Source organism: Candidatus Eisenbacteria bacterium (assembly GCA_016867495.1).
Taxonomy (GTDB): Bacteria; Eisenbacteria; RBG-16-71-46; order CAIMUX01; family VGJL01; genus VGJL01.
In genome coordinates, this window is the sequence record VGJL01000242.1 from 1 (window position 1) to 3,338 (window position 3,338).

Annotated in this window: 3 protein-coding genes; 1 reads left to right on the forward strand and 2 read right to left on the reverse strand. The window is 67.3% G+C overall.

Going from position 1 to position 3,338, the window contains the following annotated elements; all coding sequences use genetic code 11:
• The coding region (locus FJY88_12875) for a hypothetical protein (GenBank protein MBM3288222.1) at nt 1–737 on the reverse strand (737 nt) is incomplete at its 3' end.
• A 130-nt stretch (nt 738–867) separates the two neighbouring features.
• Nucleotides 868–2,085, reverse strand: a complete 1,218-nt coding sequence (rsgA, locus tag FJY88_12880) for a ribosome small subunit-dependent GTPase A (protein ID MBM3288223.1) — start codon at nt 2,083–2,085, stop codon at nt 868–870.
• A 648-nt stretch (nt 2,086–2,733) separates the two neighbouring features.
• Here rsgA and FJY88_12885 point away from each other — a divergent pair.
• Nucleotides 2,734–3,338, forward strand: a 605-nt coding sequence (locus FJY88_12885) for a hypothetical protein (GenBank protein ID MBM3288224.1), incomplete at its 3' end; no start/stop codon positions are given.

Below are 3,338 nucleotides of genomic sequence, written 5' to 3' on the forward strand. Positions count from 1 at the left end.
CCCGCGTCGAGAAGGGCTTTGGCGGTGCCGAGCGCGCCACGCTCCGCGGCGGCGTGGAGAGGGACCATGCCGTTGGAGTCGGCCGCCGAGGCCTTGGCGCCGCGCCGGAGCATCTCGGCCACGCGGGCCGCATCATCCCGATACGCGACCCAGTGCATGGGAGTGGTGCCGTTCCGATCGCCCTGGTTGATATCGACGCCGCGCTCGAGAAGAAGATCGACCAGATCCCACAGTCCGCGCATGCAGGCCGACGGCAGGAGCGTGCCTCCCTGGGGGGAGACATGGTTGAGATCGGCTCCCGCGTCGAGGATCATCTGGATTGCAGTCGGGTCGCCTCCCGAGATGGCGAAGCTGAGGGCGTAGGCGCCGTTCTTGTCGCGCCTGTTGACATCAGCTCCCTGGTCCAGGAGGAACCGGACCATCTCCGACTTGCGGTGCAGGGCCGCCACGTGAAGGGGCGTGCTCTCGTCTCGGTCGAATCCGTCGATGTCGGCGCCGGATTGCAGGAGCAGCCGGGCGATCTCCACCTGCCCCTGCATGGCGGCCAGGTGCAGCGGCAGCTCCGCGCACCCCGCCTCGCTCGGGCTGCGTACGAGGGCGGGGTCCGAACGCAGAAGCTCAGTGACGCGGTCGAGGTTTCCGGCCGTGACCGCCTCGTGAATCTCCCCCGCGAGGAGAGATGACGCGGGGGAGATGAGAATCAGAGCGAACAGGATCGATGCGCGCAGCGGCCTCATTGGGTCCTCCTGGCATCTCCGCCGGGGGACGGCGGAGAGTTTCTTCTTCCCCGGGGCAGGGATTGCCAATCCACGCCACACAGACGCGTCAGGAGGCGGATTCGTTCAATAGACGCCGGTCCGCTGCGATTCAGATGGTTGCGACGATCCTCCTGTAGGTGGAGTAGCGGGCGCGGAGGGAGGGATTCCCCCCCGCGGCCTCCCGGACAGCACAGTCCGGCTCGCTCAGGTGCCGGCAATCAGCGAAGCGGCAGGCCGCGGCATGCGCTTCGAGGTCGGGGAAGTAAGACGCCAGATCCCCCGGGCTGATCTTCCAGAGCCCGAACTGGCGGACGCCGGGCGTGTCGATGATGCGGATCCCGCCGGGGAGCCGGATGAGCCGGGAGGCGCTGGTCGTATGGCGCCCCCTGTCCGTGGCCCTGCTCACCTCGCCGGTCTGCAGATCGAGGGACGGATCGAGAGCGTTCAGGATCGAGGACTTCCCAACCCCGCTGTGTCCCGCGAGGACGCAGGTCTTCCCCTCGGCGAGGCGGCGTATCTCGTCGATGCCCTCGCCGGTAGCGGCCGACGCGTCGATCACGCGGAGACCGATCTCACGGTACGGGCCGAGCGCTCGATCGATCTCCGCCCGTTCCTCGGCCGAGCGGATCAGATCGACCTTGTTGACGCAGAGTGCCGCCTTAGCGCCCCCGACCTGGGACGCGATGAGGATCCGGTCGATCAGGCGCGGCCGGATGGGAGGGCTCTGAGCCGAGGCCACGATCAGCACGAGGTCGATGTTAGCGGCGAGCACCTTCATCTTCTGGCCGGTGATCGTGTCGGGGCGCGCGAGGACGGTCCGGCGGGGATGGACGCTCACGAGGCGCCCGCGCGCGCCCGCGCGCGCCGCGAAGGCGACTTCATCGCCAACAGCGACCGCGCCGTCGCCTCCCGCCATCGGCACGGGTCCGTATCCGCAGGCGACCTCGATGTCTCCGTCCCAGACCGTGCAGGAGTCGCGGAGGATGGCGGTGACGATCCCTCTCTGGATCGCCTCGGCGTCGCGTTCCATCCCGGCCGGCGCGGCGGAGTCTCCGAGGAGAATCTCGGTCGCCACATCGCGGAGCGGGCGGTTCCTGGAGCGAGTGGGGACGTAGTTGGGCTCGTCCGTCTCGCCAAGCCAATCGCGCCAGTTCCGGGAGCCATGGCGGGTGTCCCCGGAGGACGGCGATTCGACTTCCAGTCCACTGCCTCCCCGACGCAGGGTTCTGGCTCGTTTGTAGAGGACGCGGCGCTCTTCCGGCGACATCCGCTCGATCCGGGCGTTGAGCGCCTTCTGGGTCTTCTTGTCCAATGTCTTCCACCTCATCCCGAGTCGGTCATCCGTGGGGAGATCCCTGGGCTCGATTCGACTCGGGGCGAGGCGCAACCCATCCGGAACCTCCCGTGCGATCCACGAGGGTGTGTGGCGATGCGGATGGGCGGAATGGACCTCGACCCGATCCGGCCCGGCGGCCGGATGATCTCGGGGGCCTGCCTCTTTCTGGTCTGGAGGAAGTCGCCTAGGCGAGGGCGGAGGCCAATCCCGCCATGTTCGCAAGGGCTCTTGTCATGGAATCGAGGGCCTCCTTTCGGTCCGGTTGCGTCCGGTCGATTCCGGAGTCAACGTTGTCAAGGATGCCTGAAGGAGCGGCACGACGTCAAGACCCATCCGGATTGCGATTCGCAGACATCGCCCCCCCGCCGCGGATCGCGGCTCGCCACGACATGCCGCGGATCGCGTGCCCCGGATGGAATCGTGCGTGCCGTGTGGCTCCATGACGACGGCAATCAGGAGCCGGGCGAGCGCAGCCCATGGCCCGCGTCCCCGGTGTCGGGCGCATGGGAGTCCGTCCTCGAAGGGGGCCATGCTCCCCCCAGTCCCCCTGGCGGTCTCGCGAGCGGTGTGCTATGATAGTTGAACACCGTTCGTCGGGGGCGCACGCCCAGAACGCCATGGCCGACAGGAGGTTGCGGATTGCATAACAGATTGTGGATCATCGGATTGGCCCTCCTCGGGATATTCGCGGCTCCGGCCTTGGCGAACTTCCAGGTGTCGGGGACGTTCCTGTACGAGGACTTGCCGATCGACATCAACGGCTTCCAGAGTCCGCATCCCTCGAGGCCCGTGCGGTTGGTCGACGTGAAGGTGATCGACAACACGACACAGGCTACGCTCGCGACCGGGTCGACCGACTTGAACGGGAGCTTCTCGTTCAACGTGACCGACAGCCAGGTGCGGAACGTGGCGATCCTGGCGGTGGCTCAGAGCAGTTCGATTCCCAACCTGGATCACTACGTGACGCAGTGGGGGTCGTCGCAGGTGCACGCCTATCAGGGCATCCTGGTGCCGAGCCACAATCCGAGCGCTGACATCGACATGGGCACGGTGACGATGCGGTATCGCGCGGGCGCTGAGGGCTTCAACCTCTACGACGCCGCCCTGGACGCCGCGGACTTCATCGCGTCGATGGAGGGCGGGGCGAGGCCTACGGGCTGCCGGATCCGCTTCACGCTCGATGTGAGTCCGGACCAGGCCTACTACAGCGGCGGGGTCGTCTATATGGGAGGCAATTACGGCTA

Excerpts from the sequence above, each read along its gene's own strand:
- rsgA (MBM3288223.1), bottom strand. The coding sequence starts at position 2,085 with ATGAGGTGGAAGACATTGGACAAGAAGACCCAGAAGGCGCTCAACGCC.